Annotated in this window: 19 protein-coding genes; 1 reads left to right on the top strand and 18 read right to left on the bottom strand. The window is 52.5% G+C overall.

Annotated elements, in window-relative coordinates; genetic code table 11:
* Nucleotides 1-75: 75 nt before the first annotated feature.
* The 7 genes from cydC to MKZ24_RS04860 form a co-directional block, all read right to left on the bottom strand.
* The gene (gene cydC, locus MKZ24_RS04890; RefSeq protein WP_340781504.1) at nucleotides 76-1,875 is read right to left on the bottom strand and encodes a thiol reductant ABC exporter subunit CydC; all 1,800 of its coding nucleotides are present in this window, start codon (nucleotides 1,873-1,875) and stop codon (nucleotides 76-78) included.
* Complete coding sequence (cydD, locus tag MKZ24_RS04885; protein ID WP_340781503.1) at nucleotides 1,872-3,635, bottom strand: thiol reductant ABC exporter subunit CydD; 1,764 nt, start codon at nucleotides 3,633-3,635, stop codon at nucleotides 1,872-1,874. Before cydD ends, cydC begins: the two co-directional genes overlap by 4 nt.
* Nucleotides 3,635-4,648: a cytochrome d ubiquinol oxidase subunit II gene (gene cydB / locus MKZ24_RS04880; RefSeq protein WP_042241179.1), complete on the bottom strand. Its 1,014-nt coding sequence runs from the start codon at nucleotides 4,646-4,648 to the stop codon at nucleotides 3,635-3,637. Before cydB ends, cydD begins: the two co-directional genes overlap by 1 nt.
* A 3-nt stretch (nucleotides 4,649-4,651) precedes the next feature.
* Nucleotides 4,652-6,040 (bottom strand): cytochrome ubiquinol oxidase subunit I, encoded by a 1,389-nt coding sequence (locus MKZ24_RS04875; protein ID WP_340781502.1) that lies wholly within the window; start codon nucleotides 6,038-6,040, stop codon nucleotides 4,652-4,654.
* Nucleotides 6,041-6,263: 223 nt separating this feature from the next.
* Entirely contained in the window at nucleotides 6,264-6,494 is a 231-nt protein-coding gene (locus MKZ24_RS04870) for a cold-shock protein (RefSeq protein WP_039295880.1), read from the bottom strand.
* A 92-nt stretch (nucleotides 6,495-6,586) separates the two neighbouring features.
* The gene (locus MKZ24_RS04865; RefSeq protein WP_019914582.1) at nucleotides 6,587-6,787 is read right to left on the bottom strand and encodes a cold-shock protein; all 201 of its coding nucleotides are present in this window, start codon (nucleotides 6,785-6,787) and stop codon (nucleotides 6,587-6,589) included.
* A 394-nt stretch (nucleotides 6,788-7,181) separates the two neighbouring features.
* Nucleotides 7,182-8,429 (bottom strand): S1C family serine protease, encoded by a 1,248-nt coding sequence (locus MKZ24_RS04860; protein WP_042241185.1) that lies wholly within the window; start codon nucleotides 8,427-8,429, stop codon nucleotides 7,182-7,184.
* 386 nt (nucleotides 8,430-8,815) lie between these two features.
* On the opposite strand from MKZ24_RS04860, the gene MKZ24_RS04855 reads away from it, so the two are divergent.
* Nucleotides 8,816-9,022, top strand: coding sequence for a hypothetical protein (locus MKZ24_RS04855; RefSeq protein ID WP_039295868.1), 207 nt, complete (start codon nucleotides 8,816-8,818; stop codon nucleotides 9,020-9,022).
* On the opposite strand, the gene MKZ24_RS04850 is transcribed toward MKZ24_RS04855, so the two are convergent.
* The 11 genes from MKZ24_RS04850 to MKZ24_RS04800 form a co-directional block, all read right to left on the bottom strand.
* Nucleotides 8,991-9,797 (bottom strand): MBL fold metallo-hydrolase, encoded by an 807-nt coding sequence (locus MKZ24_RS04850; RefSeq protein ID WP_340781499.1) that lies wholly within the window; start codon nucleotides 9,795-9,797, stop codon nucleotides 8,991-8,993. The two genes, MKZ24_RS04855 and MKZ24_RS04850, sit on opposite strands and share 32 nt — an antisense overlap.
* A gap of 16 nt (nucleotides 9,798-9,813) precedes the next feature.
* Entirely contained in the window at nucleotides 9,814-10,554 is a 741-nt protein-coding gene (gene yycI / locus MKZ24_RS04845) for a two-component system regulatory protein YycI (protein WP_340781498.1), read from the bottom strand.
* A 19-nt stretch (nucleotides 10,555-10,573) separates the two neighbouring features.
* Nucleotides 10,574-11,866, bottom strand: a complete 1,293-nt coding sequence (locus tag MKZ24_RS04840; RefSeq protein WP_340781497.1) for a YycH family regulatory protein — start codon at nucleotides 11,864-11,866, stop codon at nucleotides 10,574-10,576.
* Complete coding sequence (walK, locus tag MKZ24_RS04835; protein WP_445324185.1) at nucleotides 11,863-13,620, bottom strand: cell wall metabolism sensor histidine kinase WalK; 1,758 nt, start codon at nucleotides 13,618-13,620, stop codon at nucleotides 11,863-11,865. The genes MKZ24_RS04840 and walK overlap by 4 nt, the downstream gene beginning before the upstream one ends.
* Nucleotides 13,621-13,694: 74 nt before the next feature.
* Nucleotides 13,695-14,426, bottom strand: coding sequence for a response regulator YycF (gene yycF, locus MKZ24_RS04830; RefSeq protein ID WP_171717760.1), 732 nt, complete (start codon nucleotides 14,424-14,426; stop codon nucleotides 13,695-13,697).
* Between the two features lie 149 nt (nucleotides 14,427-14,575).
* A complete protein-coding gene (locus tag MKZ24_RS04825) occupies nucleotides 14,576-16,120 on the bottom strand; it encodes a M23 family metallopeptidase (protein ID WP_340781493.1) in 1,545 nt (514 codons plus the stop codon).
* Between the two features lie 296 nt (nucleotides 16,121-16,416).
* Complete coding sequence (locus tag MKZ24_RS04820) at nucleotides 16,417-17,091, bottom strand: hypothetical protein (RefSeq protein WP_340781492.1); 675 nt, start codon at nucleotides 17,089-17,091, stop codon at nucleotides 16,417-16,419.
* A 195-nt stretch (nucleotides 17,092-17,286) separates the two neighbouring features.
* Complete coding sequence (locus MKZ24_RS04815) at nucleotides 17,287-18,573, bottom strand: adenylosuccinate synthase (RefSeq protein WP_042241203.1); 1,287 nt, start codon at nucleotides 18,571-18,573, stop codon at nucleotides 17,287-17,289.
* Nucleotides 18,574-18,905: 332 nt separating this feature from the next.
* Nucleotides 18,906-20,267, bottom strand: a complete 1,362-nt coding sequence (gene dnaB / locus MKZ24_RS04810; protein ID WP_042140590.1) for a replicative DNA helicase — start codon at nucleotides 20,265-20,267, stop codon at nucleotides 18,906-18,908.
* 1 nt (nucleotide 20,268) lies between these two features.
* Nucleotides 20,269-20,715 (bottom strand): 50S ribosomal protein L9, encoded by a 447-nt coding sequence (gene rplI / locus MKZ24_RS04805; RefSeq protein WP_039295840.1) that lies wholly within the window; start codon nucleotides 20,713-20,715, stop codon nucleotides 20,269-20,271.
* Entirely contained in the window at nucleotides 20,712-22,715 is a 2,004-nt protein-coding gene (locus MKZ24_RS04800) for a DHH family phosphoesterase (protein WP_042241206.1), read from the bottom strand. Before MKZ24_RS04800 ends, rplI begins: the two co-directional genes overlap by 4 nt.
* Nucleotide 22,716: the final 1 nt, after the last annotated feature.

The raw sequence follows: 22,716 nt of genomic DNA, 5'->3' as shown, positions 1-22,716 counted from the left end.
GATAACTTTAAATAAATTAAAAAAGCTCTCTCTACCCGGTAACCGGGCGGAGAGAGCTTCTTGATCTATCCATATTTATTCATCAGCCGCCGTATTCATGAATTGGCTCGGCCGGTCCAGCTCATACAGCTTGCGGTAACGCGGTTCCCGCTCCATCAGCTCCGCATGGGTGCCGCGCATCTCCACCAGGCCATTCTCCATGAAAATCACCTCGTCCATCTGCTCCGCACCCACCAGATGATGGGTAACCCAGATCAGCGTCTTACCCGCCATCGCCTCGAACATAGTGGCCAGCAGCTCGCGCTCCGTGCGCGGATCAAGGCCAACCGTTGGCTCATCGAGCACAACAACCGGCGTATTCTGCAGCAGAATACGGGCCAGTGCCATCCGCTGGCGTTCTCCGCCGGAGAAGCGCTGCCCTGCTTCGCGTACCGGAGTGTTATAGCCCTCCGGCAGCGAAGAGATCAATGGATCCAGCTTCGCCAGGGCTGCCGCCTGCTTAACCGCTGCCTCCGAAGCCCCCGGGTCCCCGAGCCGGATATTGTTCGCCACCGTAGTGTCGAACAGATGCGGGCTCTGGTTCAGCACGGCGATGAGCTGCGGAATCTGCTCACCGTAAGCCGCAGCGTTAATTCCGTTAATCGTCGCGGAGCCGATGGTTGGCGTGATTACGCCCTGCACCATCTTGAGCAGCGTCGATTTACCGGCTCCGCTGCGGCCGATCACGGCAACCTTCCGGCCCTGCGGCAGGTCCAGCGCCATATTCTGCACTGACCAGTCGTCTCCCGCCGCATAGCGGTAGCCCGCCGACTTCAGTTCAATATGGGCCTGCCCGCTGGCCTGAATCGCCTGCACAGCGGCAGCCGCCTTGGCTTTGTCTTCTGCCTTCTTGGCTGCTTCGGCCACGGGTAGCACAGCTCCCTCCGCTGCTTCCACCCCATTCAGGCGCTCCAGTGAATTCCGGTATTGCGGAATTTTCTCCACGGCCTCCGATACGGGCAGGAAGGCATCCGCTACCGGGAAGACGACCAGCACGAACGCGGCAATCAGCGTTCCGGCGATCGCTCCATCGGCATACTGTCCACCTGCCCAGTAGAGCAGGGACAGCACGCCAAGCCCGACCACGGCTTGGCCGATGAACATCCGCAGCCGTGCCCAGCGCCGCAGCGCACCGTCCGTCCGGGCGACCGTCTGTTCGTCGGCCTCATAGGTGTCGACGAACTGGCTCTGCCGCCCACTGATGACCCAGTCGCCCAGACCCAGCACGGCATCGGTCAGCTTCTGATACAGCCGGTTGCGCTCCTGCTTCACCTGACGCTGACGCTTCTGGGTGAACAGCAGGGAGATCAGCGGCAATACGGCCACCAGGATCAGCATGTACAGGCCCATAAGCAGGGCGAACGCCAGATCAAACGTGCCGAGCGAAATAACGGCTACCGCATAGATCAGGAGTGCGATGATACTCGGAAAGACCGTACGGAGATACACATTCTGCAGATATTCAATATCATCGGCCAGCATGCCGAGAATATCCCCGGTCCGGAAGCGCGAGGACAGGAATAAGGCCTGCGGCTCCAGAATGTTGTAGAGCCGGATCCGCATCTTCGAGAGAATGCGCAGAATCGTATCATGTCCTACGAGCCGCTCCACATAGTGAATGACAGCCCGGCTGGTCCCGAAGGTGCGCACGCCGACAATTGGCACATAGATCATCAGTATATTTTCCGGCGGAATCGATGCCTTCGAGATCAGGAAACCTGAGGTATACATTAGGGAAGACGCCGAGAAGATCGTCAGTGCCCCTAAGGCAATGATCAGCACGAACCGCCAGAAGTAGGCAGAGTAATAGGGAGCAAACCATCCTTCACGTTTCAATGGATTCCCTCCAATTGACTTTGAATAAGCTCATAGTAAGCACCCTTACGGGCTGTTAGCTCGCTGTGTGTGCCGGTTTCGGCTACCCGTCCCTGCTGCATGACGACAATCAGATCCATGTCAATCATCCAGTGCAGGCGGTGCGTAGCCAGGAATACCAGCTTGCCTTCGAACAGCGGCAGCATCGTTTCCTTCAGCTCATATTCTGTCTCAATGTCCAAGTGAGCCGTCGGCTCATCCAGCAGCATAACCGGGCGGCTGCTCAAGAGAGCACGGGCCAGTGCCACACGCTGCTCTTGTCCGCCGCTGAGCGAACGTCCGCCGCCGCCGATCATTTCATCCAACCCGCCAGGCAGCAAGGATATCAGCTTCGATAGTCCGGCGGACTCCAGTGCTGCCTCAACAGCCTCCTGCGTAGCTTCCGGATAATAGAACCGCACATTGTCAGCCAGTGTGCCGCTGAAGATGTAAGGACGCTGCGGAATATAGGCGGTCTGCTTGCGCCACTCCTCATCCGTAAGCGCACTGACCCCATTCCCGTTAATCGTGATATTGCCGGAGGTCGGATGAAGGAAGCCGCCCAGGATATCCACGAGTGTAGACTTGCCTGCCCCGCTCTCCCCGATAATTCCGATCTTCGCATATCCTTTGAATTCAAGCTTCACCTCTTCGAGCGAGGATGCACCTTCTTCTTCATACTTGACGCTAACTCCGTTAAGCCGTAAAGAGCTGTTATTGTTCCACGTGAAAAACGCTCCCGGGGCCTTGCCGTCCTGTATAGCCTCCTGTTCCCCCGGCTCCAGCAGCTTCGCCTGCACGGTCTCGCGGTCAATAATGCTCTTCATCGCTTCTCCGGCTTCCTTGCCGTCTAGTGTGGCATGGAAGTCCGCACCCACCAGCCGCACCGGCAGGAAATATTCCGGGGCCAGAATCAGGATCGTTAATCCTGTAACCAGTGTCATCTGCTCATTGACCAGACGCAGCCCGAGGCTTACCGCTACCGATGCCACCGACAGCATCGTGAAGAAGTCCATGGCGAATGAAGACAGGAACGCCACGCGCAGCGTACGCATCGTGGCCGAGCGGTAGCGGTCGCTGACCGCTGCAATACTCTCGCTATGGCTGCGGCTGCGTCCAAGGAATTTCAGCGTTTCCAGCCCGCGCAGCGAATCCACGAAATGATTGGACAACGTGCGGTAGGACTTCAGCTGACGGTCCATCTGCTTGCGGGCCGTCATACCGATCAGAATCATGAAGACAATGATGATCGGCATCGTTAAGGTAAGAATAACACCGCTGGACGTATCCTGGGTGTACACATAGACAAGCAGGAGAGCCGGTGTTACCGCCATGCCGACCATCCGCGGAATAATCAGTTCCAGGTAGGTGCGGAACTTGGTTACTCCTTCAAGCACAAGTGTGACCACATTCCCGGTTCCCCGGTCACCTGCCAGCCTCGGTCCCAGCTGGAACAGCTTGTCCATCATTTGTCTCCGCATGCTGCTGCCGGTAGCTTCCGCGAAGCGGTAAGATGTACGGCTCATCAGCATGGCACAGGCATGGCGCACGAGAAACGCAAGAAGGAACAAGAGCGATTTAGCCCCTTGTTCCTTCAGCGGTTCTCCCGCAAACAGCGCAGAGACAACTTCGGCCAGCGATTTCGCCAGCAGAAGAATGGACAGGCTTTGCACCAGGGTAAGGAAGCCGACAATCAGAAATACAGGCTTTACTCCTTTGTACCCAAGCAAATTTTTATCCATTAGTATTCAAGATGCTCCTTCTCGTGAACCCGTTTGTGGAAGATGAAATAACTCCAGATCTGATAACCAAGCACGAATGGCAGCAAGGTCAGCGCCACGATCGTCATTACCTTCAGTGAATAGTGGCCTGAGGCCGCATTCGTAATCGTCAGGTTGAACGCCTGATCCAGCGAGCTGATCATGACCCGCGGGAACAGTCCGATGAAGATCGAAGCTACCGACAGCGCCATTACCGCCCCGGTCATTCCGAAGGCATAACCATCCTTCTTCTTGGTCATGAAATATCCGGAGAGCAGATAAGCGACTACGCCTAGAGCAACTACAATCCATAGCAGGGTTCCGCGTTTATCGAAGATATCTGTCATATTGTACGTCATTATAACGAAGGCCACCAGCAGCGCTGCCAGAGGAATCAGCAGTTTCTGGGCCAGCTTGCGTGCCCGTTCCTGCAAATCTCCAAGGGTGCGGAGCGTAGTGAACATCAGTCCATGGACCAGACACAGCAGGACTACTGTAATTCCCGCTACAACTGTATAGGCGTTTACGATATCGAAGAAACCAGCATACATCTGCATATCCCCGTCAATCGGCAAGCCTTTGATGAAGCTGGCAAACACCACAGCCAGCAGGAACGGCGGCAGGAAGCTGCCGAAGAAGATGCAGACATCCCAGGTTTTCTGCCACGTCTTCGAATCGCGTTTACCTCTGAATTCAAAGGCAACACCGCGGGCAATCAGGGCCAGCAAGGCGAACACGAACGGGATATAGAATCCGCTGAACAGCGTCGCATACCAATGCGGGAAAGCGGCGAACATCGCGCCCGCCCCCGTAATCAGCCATACTTCATTCGCATCCCAGAACGGCCCGATGGAATTAATCAGTACCCGGCGCTCTGTATCATTCTTGGCCAGAATCTGCGTCTCCATTCCTACACCGAAGTCAAAGCCTTCAAGGAAGAAGAACCCGACAAACAGCACCGCAATCAACAGAAACCATAATTCATTAAGTGACATGGGTTAGTCCTCCTTGTTATACGGATCGTGGGATTCGCCGTGTTCGTTATCCATAGCATAAGGACCTTTTTTGATAACCTTGATGAACAGGCCGATCATTACCGCACCCAGTATGGCATAGATTGCGGTAAACGAAATCACCGAGAACAGCACCTGTCCGCTTGTAATATTAGGTGATACACTGTCTTCCGTAGTCATAAGTCCGAATACTGTCCATGGCTGACGCCCGATCTCCGTCATAATCCAGCCTGAGGTGTTGGCAATCGGCGGAAGCAGCAGCCCCCAGAACATGAACCGCATGAACCAGGTATTCGGTTTGTCCATCTTCTTACGCCACATGAGGTAGATGGCATACACACCAAGCGCAATCATTAGCGAGCCTGCCGCAACCATGATCCGGAAGCTCCAGAAGGTTGTTTTGACAGGCGGGATATAATCTCCAGGTCCATAAGCTGCTTCGTACTCCTGCTGGAGCTCCAGCATACCCTTAACCTCACCGGAGAATTTACTGTAAGACAGGAAGCTCAGCAGATACGGAATCTGTACCTCTCCGCTGCTCGTCTGATTCTCTGTATCGATATTAGCAAAGACTGTCCAAGGTGCCGGGTCGCCGCTCTTACCCCATAGCCCTTCGGACGCGGCCATCTTCATTGGCTGTGTTTCAACCAGATACTGCGCTTGGGCATGTCCGGCAACAGCTACGCCAAATGAAGAGATAATACCGACAATTGCCGCAATCTCGAACGATTTCCGGAAAAAGGCAACGTCCTGCTTCTTGAGCAATTTATAAGCACTAATCCCCGTTACCAGGAATGCGCCTGTAGCGTATGCGGCAAGCACTGTATGCGGGAACTCCACCAGCAGCTGACCGTTTGTAATTAATGCGAAGATATCATTCATTTCAGCCCGTCCATTATTGATCTGGAATCCTACCGGATGCTGCATGAACGAATTGGCGGCCAGAATCCAGAATGCCGAGAGCATCGTTCCGAAGGCTACCAGCCAGATCGATAATAGATGAATACGCTTGGATACCTTATCCCAGCCGAAGATCCAGATTCCGATGAACGTGGACTCCAGGAAGAATGCCAACAAGGCTTCAATCGCTAGCGGGGCTCCAAAAACATCACCGACGAAGCGCGAATAGTCAGACCAGTTCATTCCGAACTGGAACTCCTGCAATATCCCTGTCACTACGCCTACTGCGAAGTTAATGAGGAACAGCTTCCCCCAGAACTGCGCCATTCTTTTGTACTCTTCATTGCCTTTTCTAACGTACATGGTCTCCATAATAGCAATTAAGAGCGCTAGTCCGATCGATACCGGCACAAAGAAATAATGAAAAATCGTCGTCGACGCAAATTGTATACGCGACAGTATTACTGTATCCATATTTCTCCCCTTCCTTCTCCCCATTCGATATGTCTATTCTGTCAAATTTCCAGGGCCTAAAGTGTGATAATTATCACATTATACACCCTGTTTGAGCATGAAATTCAATAAATTTGTGACAAATATCACAATATTACGGTTAGAAAGCAAAAAAAATAAGACGGTTTCACCGTCTTGGATTTGTCTATCATTTATAGTTGTCTTGGTTCATAAAGGCATTGGTTTAGGTAATGGAAATACCCTTCTTAAGCGATTTGAGATCGCCATTCGAATTAAGCAATTGCGGCAGCATCTTCATGCTACGAACCATCGGGGAATGACAGAGACGGCAAGAAGGCGCATGCTCAAATGCGAAATTATCCCTCATCCATCCGTTACATCCATCGTTGGTACAGGCCCATATTGCGGTATTTTCTTCCGGTACTTCCTCCAAAGGCTTCTTCCGGTAGTTCATTGCCGTTCCTCCCTTCCTTTATGTTACAAGCTCAGTAACGATAAAAAAAGACCGTCCCAACTTTCACAAGCGGGGACGGTACCTTCTATTAATTACAGTTTTACAACGTTTTCGGCTTGTGGTCCGCGGTTGCCTTGAACAACGTTGAATTCAACGCGTTGGCCTTCGTCCAAAGTTTTGAAGCCGTCGCCAGTGATTGCGCTGAAGTGAACGAATACGTCGCTTCCGCCTTCAACTTCGATGAAACCGAATCCTTTTTCTGCGTTGAACCATTTAACTGTACCTGTTTGCATGTGTGTTACCTCCACAAATTTAAATTAATATGTTCTTTTTATCTTCAGACAAAGAAAAAATTCACACATTGAGAAAGGTTGTGATTCATTTGACAGCCCTTTTCAATGCGAGAATTAGGTATCAATTGTATGAATAATTTCATGTTACCACACCTGATTAACAAAGGCAAGCTGTCCTATCCGAATTTCTCCGTTTTTTCCCTTATAAGGACTTCTTCCCAATGTAAGGGTTACCAGTTGGTCTAAATAGTAATATTTATAGCCGATATTCATGTTTACCCCATTATTTTGGTCTTGAAACGGGCTCCGTCCTCTTAAATTTTGCATAAGAGGACGGCCTGAACCGTTTCCGTTATCCTGACTGCCTTAATATTATATACGGCAGCTTCCGGTTTTATTCCTCGGGTTTCTCAAGAAGCTGTACCGTCACCTGCTTCACTTCACCATTGCGGTAAAATGTAATTTGCAGATCATCACCGATCTTGGTGTGATCGTACAAATACTTGCGCAGGGACAAGGTGGATGTAATCGGCTTCTCATCGAACTTGGTAATTACATCATTGAATTGCAGGCCTGCATCCTTAGCCGGACCCACTGCATCCAATACCACAACCCCATCGGTTACCGTAGTTGGAAGGTTAAGCTCTTTGCGCTGGTCTTCAGCCAGCGGTACATACGGATTGTTCAAATCCACAGAGTACACACCCAGGTAGGAACGGGCAATTTTCCCGTTAGCCGCAAGCTCATCTGCTGTCTCCATCACATGGTTGGCGGGTATCGCGAATCCCAGCCCCTCCACGCCCGTATCCGAAATCTTCATCGTGTTGATGCCGATCACTTTGCCGTCCAGGTCAACCAGTGCGCCCCCGCTGTTGCCTTCATTAATGGCAGCATCAGTCTGGATAACCTCCTGCTCCCAGTCGTATACCCCATCCTGGTTCAGAGATACCGGGATCGTCCGCTCTGTATTACTGACAATGCCAGAGGTCAGCGTATCGCCGAGGCCCAGCGGGTTCCCGATCGCAATGACCGTCTCCCCCAGACGAAGTTTGGAGGAATCCCCGATCTGTGCAACCGTGTTAATCCCTTTGGCATCAATAGAGAGCACTGCGATATCACTCACCTTGTCGGTACCGATCAGCTCCGCTTTGCGGGTTACACCATCCACGGTAACAACCTCCAGCTTGCCGGAGCCTTCAATCACATGATTATTGGTAATGATATATGCCTTATTGTCGTCCTTCTTATAGATAACTCCCGATCCTAATGCAGACTCATCGAGAATATTAAGTTCCTTGTTGTCTTCCTTATGATTAATGATGCTTACTGCCGCCGGGCGGACAAGCGCGGCAGCCTGAATAATCCGGTCATACGGGTCTGCACTGCTCACAGCCACATTATCAATTACTGCCGGAGCCTGTGCTTTCTCCTCGGTCAGCTGTCCCGTAACCAGACTGAACAGCAATACAGCCACTACCGCACTGCATACGGAGCAGATCAGCGATACCTGCCATGTAGCCAGTGAACGCCGCGATCTGCGGACAGACCATTTCCCTTCGGCGTATCCTTTGGAGGTACCCTGTTTGCCGGCTCTGCGCCGCGACACCTTGGTTGAATAGAAATCATCATCAAACAATCCCACGTTACATCCTCTCCCCTCTATTGCCACCGCATTCAAGACCTGAACGCCAAGCAACCACGCCCGAGCTTAACCGCTATATCTCTTAGACTTCACAAAGTGCTAAAAGGTTTCACTTGATTCATTCACCACATTCCTGTGGTTTCTAAGCGCAAGGGGGCTCTCCTATTCTTGCAACCTACTAAAAAGTTTATAAGCTTGTATCCGGAATATTTTGCAACATAAAAGACTACACTAGAATTAGAAGCGGCAAACAGCTCATAACTTAAAGGAACGTTCTATATGATTGTATCACAGGCAGCAGCACCGCCCACATTTTTTCTGTGTTAAAAAAGATGCGAATTTTTTACATTCCCGCTACAAATCCATTTCAAAAGGAGGGCTGGACTATGGAGTCATTCTCAACAAGTATGGATCTGGTACAGTTTATCGGCAAGCTGGGTGATCTTAAGGATGAACACTACCACCTGATTCTTGTCCAAAGTGCGATGATCGAGCTGCTGATTGACAAAGGGCTGTTCTCCCGCCAGGAGCTGGAGCACAAAATCACTGAAGTGGACCGCCTTATGACTGGCTCACCTTATCCCATGGCGTAGGCCGGTCATAATAGGTGTCACAGAGCCTGAACTCGCTGTCTTTGAAGAAGCAGCCCCGGTCCTCCATTGCCCCGCGTACAGACATTTTTGCCAGATCCATCATATTGTGGTCTCTGCTCAAATGAGCCAGATAGGTTCGTTTGGTCCGCCCCGTCAGAATCTCGCTGAGTGCTGCTCCCGCTGCCTCATTGGACAGATGCCCCAGATCGCCAAGAATCCGCCGCTTCGTATTCCACGGGTAACGCCCCATCCGCAGCATCTCAATATCATGATTCGATTCCAGCACGAGCACATCGGCATCCGATATTGCCGTCCTTACCTTGTCGCTGACATACCCGAGGTCTGTGGCTACGCATAGCTTCTCTTTGCCATCATAGAAATTGTAGGCTACCGGTTCCGCCGCATCATGGGAGATCGCGAACGACTCTACCCGCATACTGCCGAAATCCCGGTGCTGCCCGGTTTCCATAATGACCCGGTTATGCCCCTCAATCTTCCCGATTCCCTTCTCTATCGCTTGCCAGGTATTGGTATTCGCATAGATCGGAAGATCATATTTGCGCGCCATCGCCCCAAGCCCTTTAATATGATCGGAATGCTCATGGGTCACAAGAATTCCGTCTAACTCTGCTCCTGTCAGCTCACGCATCGCCAGCAGCTCATCTATCCGTTTGGCGCTAAGACCCGCATCGATCATAAGCGTGGTCTCACCGTTACGCACCACCGTCACATTCCCGGTAGAACCGCTGGACAGTACTGTAAATGAAATCCCCATATCTCTCCTGCTCCTTCTACTCTGTTGTCTTAGGACTGATAATGTCCGCACTTATCGCATCCACGTAATAGGCACTCCCGTTCTCCAGCACAAACCGCCACATCGGCGAAGCCACCTGACTCTCGGAATTGAATAATTCACCGTAATAGCCAAGCTCAATCTCCTTCACCGCAGAATCGGCCGGAAAGTACTTCTCGATCAGGCTGCTGAGCGCCTGCGAGGCCGGAAGCACCTTTTGCAGATTATCACTCCGGCTTGCACCGATCTCAATCTGCGGCCAGCGGTACGCCACAATCTTCTGATCGCTGTTGATCAGCTCCAGCCTAACCCTGAACAGCGACCACTTATTGTCCACCAGCGGATGAAGCACGAACTTGCCCACCTCGCTCTCCTGTGAATCAAAGCGGTAATTCGCGATATCTGTAATCTGGCTCTCCAGCAGACTGCTCAGCTCGGAGAATGAGGAATACATCAGCTTGCTGTCGATCGGCTCGTTAAGCTTCACCGGCACATCATTCTGCTCTTCTCCGGAGTAGCGGTACGTGATATCCGGCAGCTGCGGAGTGGCAGCCGGAATCGGACACAGCAGCCGGATGCCCTTCTCCTCCATCACCGCCTGCGTTTCTGCGGACAGGGAAGTGAAATCAAGCCCTGCGCTGACCTGATCGCGCACGTCTATCCATAGCTGATAGCATAGCAGCAGATTCAGCACCAGAAAGGCGTAGATTAATACACTTTTGGCTCTACCCCAGTCCATACCGTTTCCTCCTTAGAAGTTAATTCAGCGTCAGCACACTGCCGTCACTGAGCGTCACGCGCCAGACCGGACGAAGCTGCAGCTTCTCCTCAGTCAGCATAGGCATATAGGCGGGCGTCAGATCGGTAACCCGCAAGGAGCTGCCGATCCGGGCCAACTGCTGCTTCAGTGCTTCACCCCCGGTCAGCTCAACAATTGTTTTCTCGGACTTCTCTTCATCCATATACATCAGGGAGCGCTCATAAGAGGATACAGTTCCCTGCTGCAGCTCCAGATGGATCACACCGTACTGGAGCTGAGGATTACTCATAATCGGATAGGAGCCAGATGGATAGGCACCGTAATATTGCTGAAAGGACACCTTGCGGTCCTGCCGGCCTTCTTCTGTCGCAGCCAGCCTGTAGGATCCGTTCCAGCCGCCATGGTCATTGACGAATTCCACCGCCTCCAGCGCATCCTTCGCCGGTGTGCTGTCCCCGTCCGGAAGTGCTGCAGGATCACTATAGCTCATCCAGTTCTGCTCCTGGTCCACCTGCAGGCTGCGTTTGCTGTCGGTGTAGATTTTGGAGCCGTCCTTCTCAGGAATATATCTTGTGCTGCCTGCATCGAAGAACAGATTACTCTGCATTTGCTCAATGGTATACATACCCGCAGGCATCACTACCTCAACCAGCGGAATTGCTGCTTCCGGGACATAATACTCGCCGTTCACAGCGGTATAAGGCGTCAGATTCTTGCCGAAGTCCACGTGCTGCTGTACGTCCTGAACCGTCAGGTCGGCTTTGGCCGCCTCATACACAATATCACCGCGTGTGCTGAAGAAGATGGCATGCGCTTTGGAATCATTCTTGATATTGTAAATCCAGATCCGGTCGATGCTCTCTCCTTCAAACAGCGAATCCGGCGAGATCTGCATCACCCGCTGCAGCAGCGTTACCGGAATACCTGCCCCGAACGACAGCTCAATGCCGGAATTCTCACTGCGGATTTTATTCCAGTCGAAATCCTGTACGGAGCGGCGCTGGAAGCTCTCGAAGCTGCGCCCCTTCAACCGGTTCAGAATCAGATTATAGAAGGTTGAGCTAGGATAGAAAAGCGTGTGCTTATCCTCTCCCATATGAATGATCATTTTATCCGGGTAGAGCAGGTTCTCTACCTTCTCTTTAGGTCCCATAATATCGGTCTTCACATACTGGCTCTCCGACAATACAGCCGAATCACTGCCCGGCAGCCTGTAAATTAAGTAATAGCTCTCCACAAGGCTTCCGAGTATAAGCAGGAACAGCATCCATGACTTAATTTTCTCCTTCACGCCTCACTCCCCCTATGCTTCATCAAAGGCAGCGTGAACGTTACCAGAGAGCCTTCATTCAGCTCAGACTGCAGGGAAATGGAGCCGCCGTGCGCTTTGACAATTTCCCGGGCAATGGACAGCCCGAGACCCGTTCCGCCCATGTTCCGGGAGCGGGCTTTATCGACCCTGTAAAAGCGTTCGAAGATGCGTTCAATATCTTTCTTCGGAATTCCGATCCCGGAATCGCGTACAGAAACGGCCAGCATGCCGTCCTCAGTCTTATGGGCTTCAAGCCGGATCGTCCCGCCTTCAGGCGTATATTTCAAGGCATTGGAGACCAGGTTGCCCAGCACCTGATCAATCTGATCACGGTCCAGCCAGGCAGCGGCTACATCCTTATGCACTCTCGTGCTGATATGAATCCGCTTCTGGCGGATCTGGAAGGAGAAGCGGTCCGCCACATCCTCCAGCATCTCGGAGATGTCTGTCTGCTGAATACGCAGACTGGACTCCTTCGAATCCAGACGTGACAGATGCAGCAGATCGGTGACCAGGCGGATCATCCGCTCCGTTTCGTTGCGGATAACCCCGACAAACCGCACAGCAAGCTGCGGATCATCCAGCGCACCGTCATCCAGCGCCTCCGCATAGCTCTTAATGGTGGTGAGCGGCGTCCGCAGCTCATGTGATACATTCGCCACGAACTCACGGCGGGACTCCTCGAGATTCTCTTGCTCGGTGACATCCTGCAGCACCGCAATCGTTCCGGCGATCCGGCCGCCTTCGCGCCGGTGGATCGGGGTGAAGGTGACCCGCACAATATTCGGGTCCTCTCCGCCCATCGGAGACAGATGTAGCATTGCCGACTGCGCATTGCCCTGGGCCAGCGAGCCGGACTGCTCATGGTCAAGGCCGAGCAGCCCACCCAGCGGCGCCCCCTCCGGAAGCGGCCCTTCCGCTCCAAGCATCAGGGCGGCGCGGGTGTTCATCAGAATGACTGCGCCGCTCTCATCTGTCGCTACCACGCCATCACTCATATTCGCGAGGATGGAGGACAGCTTCTCCTTCTCCTCTTCATTCTGCGACAGCGCTTCGCGCAGTCTGTCCGTCATATAGTTGAATGCCTGGCTCAGCTGGCCAATCTCATCGTTGCCGAATACGGGAACCTTCCGGTTGAAACGGCCTTCTGCCACCGCAGTGGCATGCTTGGTCATTTCTTTTATGGGATGGGTAATCGTATGCGCGAGTATAACCCCCAGCACCGCTGTCAGCGCGAGCGCCAGCAGCAGCCCCGAGAGGAATACGCTGTTAATCCGGCTCATGGTGGCATATAGATCCTTCATATCTGCGGCGATATAGATTGCCCCTACGACCTTATCACCGGAAATCACCGGCTTGGCCACAACCTTCTTGCGCACGTTGTCATCCGCGATGATATATTCCTCGTTGTCACTGATTCCCTGCAAGGCTCGGCTGACAACCGTCTGCGTATTGCGCCGGCCCACATAATCATTCTGTGAAGGAACAGAGGTGGTAATAATCTTGCCGCTCGCATCCAGCACCTGGATTTCTGCGCCGTTAATATACAGATTGTTCACCATGCCCCGCAGGCTTTCCACAGCAGATTCTTCATCTGCCGTGCCCGTCTCACTCCCAAACTTGTCGGCGGTAAGGATCGAGAGCATCTCTGCACGCGCCTTCAGGTCCTTGGTGAAATTATCGGTCAGAGAATTCTTCATGGAGCTGACAAAATATACGCCGATCAGCTGCATCGCAATCAGAATCAGCAGCACATAAATTACGATAAGCCTGGCCTGAATCGTCCGGAAAAAGGACAGTGCTTTCATCACAGCCCTCCGCTTTTGGGGCTATGCATCAAATAACCGAGTCCGCGCCGTGTGAATATATATTCCGGCTTGCTGGGATTCTCCTCAATTTTTTCTCTGAGCCGGCGGATCGTTACATCCACGGTCCGCACATCACCGAAATATTCGAAGCCCCAAACGGCCTGCAGCAGATGCTCCCGGGTCATTACTTTGCCGGCATGGCGAATCATATAATACAGCAGCTCGTATTCACGATGCGTCAGATCCAGCGGCTCGCCGTCCTTGTAGACCAAATACATATCCGTATCGATGAATAAGCCGAAATGATATACCCCCTGCTTGCTCTCCACGCTTTCGCTCGGCGTTTCGGACAAGGCCGGCTTATGCTGGCGGCGCATCTGGGCTTTGACTCTGGCCAGCAGCTCACGCGTACTGAACGGCTTGGTTACATAGTCATCGGCGCCCAGCTCCAGGCCCAGCACTTTGTCAATTTCTCCATCCTTGGCGGTCAGCATGATGATTGGAATATCCAGATGTGCAGAGCGCACCTCACGGCACACGTCCATCCCGTCCTTACCGGGCAGCATCAGGTCGAGCAGCATCAGGTCGGGGCGTCTGGACAGGGCCAGCTCAACCGCACTGTTGCCGTCAAATGCACAGATCACCTCATAGCCCTCTTTTTCCAGATTGAATTTCAATATATCAGCAATAGGTTGTTCATCATCCACTACCAGAATCGTGCCCATTTGCATATGCTCAGCTTCACCTTTCTAACGATACTCAAGTCCTTGATTCCTTTATTTTAACATACCTGTCCGGGCGTCACATCTAACTAAATAAAAACCGCCCGAAATTATCCGGACGGCTGGTCATTCTATAAGCGGAGCTTAAAATATATATATTATTTCAGATATTTCATAGGGTTGACCGCTGTTCCATTCTTGCGGATTTCGAAGTGCAGATGTGTTCCGGTGGAGCGGCCGGTGTTGCCCATAATGCCTATTTGGCTGCCCTGTCCAAGCTTCTGTCCGACTGAGACGGAGATTCTGCTTAAATGTCCGTAGTAAGTAACGTATCCATTGTTGTGATTGACAATAACCACATTACCGTATCCGCTCTGCACACCGGCAAAGCTTACCGTACCGGCATCAGCGGCTTTGATTGTACGGTTGCCGGATACAATATCCAGTCCCTTATGTGCACGTCCCCAACGCTCGCCGTAACTGCTGGATATCGTAGCTCCGGTAACCGGCCAGGCGAACATTCCCGTTCCTTCACCGACAACCTTGGTACCGGAATAGACCACTTCAGGCAGCGAAGCCTTCACAACCGTCTGGCCCAGCCACTCTTCTTTGACCACCAGTCCATTTTCTTTGGTCAGCCTGTATTGCATCGTCTTAAGTCCTGTCTGGCCGGCACGGACCACCTTTCTCTTGCCTGCCGCCAGCTGATCGCTTTTGCGTACAATAACTTCAGGCTCTGTAACTACTTGTTCAGTTACCTGCTCCACAGTTACGACCGTAAGATCAGGCTGGGGAACCGTCAGTTGCAACTGATCCCCGATCTGCAGGCTAAGCTCCTTGACCGCAGGATTGTTGCGGAAGATATCGGCCTGGGTAATCTGGAATCTGGAAGCGATCGCAGAGACCGTGTCTCCTTCCTGAACCGAGTAGACCAGCGGCTCTTCCTTGCCTTCGGTCAGCACCCTCACGGCTTCCTCTACACTAAGCACCTTGTTGGGGTCTGCCTTGACCGGAACAATGCTGACCTCCTCGCGGATGGCCGCCGATTCCACTTGGTCTGCCTTAGCTGATGCTGCTGCAGTCGTCTTGGCCGCCGTCTTCATCAGCTTCGCGCCAGTGGCTGCAGCCTGCGGAGTGTAGTGCGCCTTCACGGCCTCAAGTACCGCGGCTGCCGTCTCCTGATCCTTCACGATCCCAAGCGGTTTGCCATCAACCGTCAATTCCACGCCTACCGCATAGGCTTTGAGCATGCCATCCAGCTTGTCCAGTGTAGCTTCGCTGTCGATCTCCGGTTTGTACGCCTCGGCGGCCTCTGTCGTGATGCCGCTGGTTTGCAGCACCATGACGGAATCCGGATACTTAAGCTGATATTCCCGTCTCTTCGCTTCAAACAGCTTGTTAAGGTCAGAGTCCTGACTTAAAGTTCCGATCTCTTCGCCCTTCACCAGCACCTTGTAGTAGGTTACTGTATTCGCCGCAACATGTTTCTTCTCCGCTCCGACTAGGAAGGTAGTCAGAAGAACCAGACCGGCAGTAGCAACTATCCATGAACGCCGGAGTCTGCGTGGTTTGGTTTCCGGCTGAAAGACCCTGGTTTCGCTGGCAGTGCTATTGTCCTGTTGACCTGCTGCACCGGACCCTGCGGATGCTTCTTCGCTGTTCCGCAGTTTCCCCATCCGGTGCATAAACTTAAAACCTTTCATGAAACTCTCCCTTTCAGTCCGCCCATACGGTCCGCCTTAGCGGATAAACTTATTTTTAGAGCCCCTTTTATATGTGTACGTCATCTATTTATCTGTTTGCATGAGTATGAATATTGCTGCTTTTTTGGGCCCGGAAAAGGTTACAAAATATTAACCCCTCATAGTCCTTTTTTACTGTACCATAGCCTGAAGAAAAATTTCAACTTTCTTCACACAGCAAAACCCGCGAAAATCGCGGGTTTAATCCAAAAATATGCGTTTTAAACAGATATACCGTGTCCAAAAAGTGACATTTTTTAATTTTGCGTGGAGCGTGCAGAATCAGGTGTAAGCATTTTCATTAAGGACTCATATTCCTCCTCATCCACATACCTCGCAGTGATCTCCTGCAATTCCTTTACCTCACTCTCTGTCAACCCGCCTTCCATAGCAGAGGAAATCTTTAGCATTTCCTCCTGCGGGAGCTTCTTCATCAGAATATTGAAGATATTGGATTTCTCATCCGCGGGAAGATTCTCCTTCAAGTCGTTTAGTGCGCCTGGCGTCATCACCAGCTCCTGATCCAGTGCACGGTCACTCTGTTCTTCTCCGGCCGCCGCTTGTCCCATTACAGGCAGCGCATCCTCAGGCACCGTTTCGTCCACCGTATCCCCGGCGTCACTCGCTGGGGAATCTCCGCCAGTTCCTTTTTCTCCGTCTACCTTGCTTGAGTCTGCCTCTTTAATTGTATCCTTAGTATCCGTAGTATCCTTAGTATCCTTAGACGAGGAACTGCTGCTTCCCATCCCCGTCAGACTCTTCACGAAGCCAAGCATACCCGGCTCAGGCCCATCTACCTTAATATCAAAGCCTGCCAGCACTGACTGGATATACGTATTGACCACATACGCAGTCGTCAGCATGGACAACCCGCTGGCCAGTACAACAATCAGACATATGCCAAGCGTCCGTTTCATTAGTTTCATCATCATCGCTCCCTTATGCCCTGCTCTATTCATCTCCGGAGAATCAGTCCTTGGTGATCCTATTCTCTCAGTATTGACTAGAACCCGGCCCGGGAAACCTCTGTTATCCATAGAAAAGCAGCCTAACAGCTGCTAAAACACAAAAACAGGAGCCTCCTCCGAGGCCCCTGCTCCTGTAATTCATATTCATTCTGCTTCAATCTAGATATAGATTGGCAGTACCTGATTCGTCTGTTCCCGGTTACGGCCTACGGAGAAGATAGAGATTGGAATACCTGTCAGCTCTGATACACGCTCCACATATTTGCGAGTGTTAGCAGGCAGATCGTCCAGGGTCTTCGCACTTGTAATATCTTCACTCCAGCCTGGAAGCTCTTCATAGACAGCTTCGCATTCCGCAAGCTTCTTGAGGCTGGCCGGGTAATGCGTGATGATCTCTCCGCGGAACTTGTAGCCTGTGCAGATCTTGACAGTTTCGAGGCCGCTCAGCACGTCCAGCGAGTTCAGGGACAGACCCGTGATTCCGCTGACACGGCGGGCATGACGCACAACTACACTGTCGAACCAGCCCACACGGCGTGCGCGGCCGGTTACAGTACCGTACTCGTGGCCTGTTTCACGGATATAATCACCAGTGGCATCGTTCAGCTCTGTAGGGAACGGACCGTCGCCAACACGGGTAGTGTAGGCTTTAGCCACACCAATAACCTGTTTGATCTTGGACGGGCCTACGCCCGAACCGATGCAGACACCGCCTGCGGAAGGATTGGATGAAGTGACGAACGGATAAGTACCCTGGTCAATATCAAGCATTACACCCTGTGCACCCTCGAACAATACTCTGGAATCTGCATCGATAGCATCATTCAGCACTACCGAAGTGTCCGTCACATAACCGCGAAGCACTTCTGCATACTCCAGATATTTGGTCAGAATTTCTTCCACATCCAGCGGCTGAGCACCGTATACCTGAGTGATAACCTGATTCTTCTCTTCCATCAACGGACGAAGCCTCAGTTCGAATTCCTCGGCGTCCATCAGATCGGCAATCCGGATACCGTTGCGGGCTGCTTTATCCATGTAGCACGGGCCAATCCCCTTGCGTGTTGTTCCGATTTTGTTCGGACCCTTGCGGTCTTCTTCAAGCGCATCCAACAGCATATGATAAGGCATAATGACATGGGCGCGGTCGCTGATCACCAGGTTCTTCGTATCAAAGCCATTCTCATGAATATAATTAATTTCTTGAATCAGGGCCTCTGGATTGATAACCATTCCGTTGCCGATAACACAAGTTTTTTCTTTATAAAATACACCTGATGGAATCAAGCTGAGCTTGAACTTCTTTCCGTCAATCAGAATCGTGTGACCGGCATTGTTACCCCCTTGATACCGAGCGACCACATCTGCACTCTCTGCCAGAAAATCCGTGATCTTTCCTTTGCCTTCGTCTCCCCATTGTGTTCCCACGACGACTACCGTTGACATGTTCATTCCTCCGTAGATGCTAGCAAGCACCATTATTTTTCAAAATAGAAGAATTTATATGCTTACGCTATAAATTATCATGATTAAGCCATAAATTTGCCTTCTATTTCCACGCTGAAACCCACCGTCCCTTTATAAGGACAGCGAAGCTGTTTCCACTTGTAATATGGGCTCTGTACGGACTTCTTATGTACGCAGCCCCCCGGACACCAGGGCGGGCCAGCCCGCCAAAGCACAATAATCAGTGTAACAGCGGCACTTTTTAAAGTCAAATAAAAACGAACGATCGCAGTTGAATATGTGCGATCGTTCGTGTATTGTGCGAAATTCGCCTAACCTGCGAACGGTTCCGCATGTGCCCGCTCGTAGTTGACGAACTTGTTAAAGTTCTTGAGGAACACCAGCTCTACCGTGCCTACGGGACCGTTACGCTGTTTGGCGATGATGATTTCAATAATATTCTTCTTCTCGGTATCCTGATTGTAGTAATCGTCACGGTACAGGAACGCTACGATATCGGCATCCTGCTCGATCGAACCCGATTCACGAAGGTCACTCATCATCGGCCGTTTGTCCTGACGCTGCTCCACACCACGGCTGAGCTGGGACAGGGCAATAACCGGAACATCAAGCTCACGGGCAATCTGCTTCAGGGTACGGGAGATTTCGGATACTTCCTGCTGGCGGTTCTCTCCGGCCTTGCCGCGGCCCTGGATCAGCTGCAGGTAGTCGATGACGATCATACCGAGGCCTTTTTCCTTCTTCAGCCGGCGGCATTTCGCGCGGATATCTGTAACGGTAACCCCCGGTGTATCGTCGATATAAATTTCAGCCTCAGACAACGACTGGATCCCCATGGTCAGCTTGGACCAGTCATCATCGCTTTTGAAATCACCGGTACGCATAATATTGGCGTCCAGATTGGCTTCTGCGCAGATCATACGCTGTACCAGCTGGGGCGCGGACATTTCCAGACTGAAGATCGCTACGGTCTCTTTGGCACGGACCGCAACATTCTGGGCGATATTCAAGGCGAATGCCGTCTTCCCTACGGATGGACGGGCAGCCACAATGATTAAGTCGTTACGCTGGAAACCGTTCGTCATATGGTCAAGATCGGCAAAACCGGAGGGAATCCCCGAAGTGCCGCCCTTGTTCTGATGGAGCAGCTCCACCCGGTCGAATACCTGCATCAGCACATCGCGGATGGCAATGAACCCGCTGCCGCTGCGGCGGTTAGAGATCTCGAGGATCCGCCGCTCGGCATCACTCAGCATGATGCCTACATCTTCGCCGCCCGTATAACCTTCGCTGACAATCTGCGTTGCTGTACGGATCAGCCGCCGCAGCATCGCCTTCTCTTCTATAATCTGTGCATAATAGTCGACGTTGGCCGCAGTCGGTACTGCATGCGCCAGCTTAGCCAAATAGCTGACACCGCCGACATCCTCAAGCTCACCCTTGTCCTGGAGCCGGGATGTCAATGTAATCAGATCAATCGGCTGGCTCTCTTCTCCGAGCTGCACCATCGCCTCAAATATCATCTGATGCGGTTTGTCGTAGAAGTCTTCGGTATTCACCCGCTCCATCGCGGTAATAAGCGCTTCATCCGACAGCAGAACCGCACCTAGTACGGCCTGTTCTGCCTCTAGATTCTGCGGGGGAACCCGATCGAAAAAGAGATCTCCACCCATTCTACTCCTCCGTTACCTGCACCGTGAGGTTAGCCTTTACTTCAGTGTGCAGCTTCACTGTTACCTGGAACGTGCCTACATGGCGGATCGGATCGCTCAGCTCAATCTTGCGCTTGTCGATCACGATTCCCTGCGTAGCGGCCAGCGTTTCGCCGATCTGTTTGCTGGTGATTGCCCCGAACAGACGGCCGCCTTCGCCGGCTTTGGCCTTCAGCGTCAGGGTCAGCTCATCAATCTTCTTGCCGAGCTGAACAGCTTCCTCTTTCTCCTGGTCCTTACGGCGCTGTTCCGCTGCCGCCTGGTTCTCCAGCGTCTTCACATTGCCATCGGTAGCCGGACGAACCAGTCCGCGCGGCAGCAGGAAGTTGGCTGCATAACCTTCCGATACCTCTTTAACCTGCCCCTTCTTGCCTTGACCCTTAACATCCTTGATGAAAATGACCTTCATTCGAATAGCCCCTCTTTCGCTTCAATTTCGGCCAGTACTGCAAGCAGTCTGGCTTCTGCTTCCTTGCTGGTTCCTTCAAGCTGTACAGCCGCGTTGGACAGATGTCCGCCGCCGCCCAGCTTCTCCATAACCACTTGTACATTCATCCGCCCCAGTGACCGGGCACTGATGCCGATCAGTCCATCAGGCCGCTCACTGATCACGAATGAGGCAACCACATTGGTCATCCCCAGCAGCGTATCCGCCGTCTGGGCAATCAGCAGCTGTGGAATTTTCATTCCCGGCGCAGTAACCACCAGCGCGATATGATCGTATACCATCCGCGCATGCTTGATAATCTCCGCCTTGGAGATGTACTCCTGCAGATCCTCCTTCAGCATGCGCTGAATGAGAATCGTATCTGCCCCGATACGCCTCAGGAAGCCGGCTGCCTCGAAGGTCCGCGACCCGGTATGCAGTGCGAAATGCTTCGTATCAACCGTAATGCCCGCCAGCAGCATGGTAGCCTCCAGCGGACTGAGCTTGATCTTGTCGTGAATATACTGCAGCAGCTCGGTCACCAGCTCACAGGTTGAAGATGCATAAGGCTCCAGATACACGAGCACTGCATCATTGATGAACTCTTCTCCCCGGCGGTGATGATCTACTACGACGATCCGGCTGGCGTATTGCACCAGCCGCGGCTCCATGGTCATGGAAGCCTTATGTGTATCTACAACGATCAGCAGCGTATGCTCTGTCATGACCTGCAGCGCCTGCTCTGTCGTGATGAAGGTCTTGTATAGCGCTTCATCCTTACGGATCTGCTCCATCATGCGGGTAATGGACGGATTCGGCGTCTCCATTACAATACTGGCTTCCACGTTGTACATCTGTGCAGCCTTGAGCAGGCCGATTGCTGCACCTACAGCGTCGATATCAGGCACCCGGTGCCCCATAATCAGCACCCGGTCGCTCTCCTGCATCAAATCGCGCAGGGCATGGGCGATCACCCGTGCCCGTACCCTCGTCCGTTTCTCTGCGGCATTGCTCTTGCCGCCGTAAAAGGAGAGCCGCTGGCCCGCCTTCACAGCCGCCTGATCGCCGCCTCGGCCCAGTGCCATATCCAGACTCGACTGGGCAAGAGCTCCGAGCTCACTGGCCGATTCCGAGCCATAGGCAAGGCCTATGCTGAGCGTCATCGGCACCTTGAGATCAGCCGTCATCTCGCGGACCTCATCGAGTACAACGAACCGGCTCTCCTCCAGCGCCTGGAGACTGCGGTGATTCAGCAGCATCAGATACCGCTCTGAGGACAGGCGGCGCAGATAGACTTCAAACTGTTTGCTCCACTCCGTAATCTCGCTGGCTACCTTCGCGATCAGTGACGTGCGCTGCTGATCGTCCATTCCCTGGGCTGCTTCATCCAGATTGTCCATCATTACAATACCGATCGCCAGCTTTTCTTCCTCATACCGCTCACGCAGGACCACCAGCTCAGTGATATCGTAGAGATAGAGCAGACGTTCACTTGGAATCACCACCACCTGATAATAGCGGTCATCGACCGTGATCTCCTGGCGGTGATCCTTCAGCGCACCGTCTTTGGCAGGTTCGCGCTTCTGCGGTATATTCTTCAGAGAGGCAATGACATCAGGCATCAGCTCTTGCATATCTTCACCCACAAGAGTCTTGCGGGTGAAGATTTGGCTGGCATTGCGGTTATTCCACTCCACTGTACGGTCCTCACTGTACAGGATAATCCCTAAGGGAAGCATACTTACAGCCTCACCTTCCACCCGTTTAATGCGGAAGGAGAGGCCGTTAATATAATCTACAAGGTTGCGGCGGAACGACAGCTCGGCCTGCAGCATGGTGAAACACAATGTGCCGGCCAGAAAGAGGCTGGCAACACCGAGGACCCAGTTATAGATACTGACCACTATAATCAGGACCAGCAGCAGCAAGAACGCCCACACGGTATGATACCCGTGCCAGCGTCTTTGCAGAAATTTTGGCATG

Source organism: Paenibacillus sp. FSL R7-0297, assembly GCF_038009025.1.
In the GTDB taxonomy this organism is placed as follows: Bacteria; Bacillota; Bacilli; order Paenibacillales; family Paenibacillaceae; genus Paenibacillus_AQ.
The sequence above is the reverse complement of the archived record's forward strand: the minus strand, read 5'-3'. Positions and strand labels throughout refer to the sequence as shown.